Raw genomic sequence first — 252 nt, forward strand, 5'->3', positions numbered from 1 at the left:
GTGTAGATGCCTGCTTCGAAATCAGGTGTACAACGCGTCTGGTCGATGTCTTCGATGCGCAGCAAAAGACGTCCGTCCGCCGCCGCTGCCATGTCCTGATTGAGGAAAGCCGAAAGCGCGTGGCCGAGATGCAGCGGGCCGTTGGGGCTGGGTGCAAAACGAAAAACGGGCTTTTGACGCTGAGTCGTGGTCATGCTTTCTTCTGCCACGGATTCGAAACCATCGCGAGGCACCGTGCAGATCATTCGAGGC

Annotated in this window: 1 protein-coding gene; it reads right to left on the minus strand. The window is 57.9% G+C overall.

Features of this window, described 5'->3' with window-relative positions:
• On the minus strand, positions 1–194 hold a 194-nt coding region (locus ACPYOM_RS23140), incomplete at its 3' end, for a glutamate--tRNA ligase family protein (protein WP_481347764.1).
• Positions 195–252: the final 58 nt, after the last annotated feature.

The sequence above is a fragment of the Monashia sp. HAY1-2A genome, from assembly GCF_056755315.1.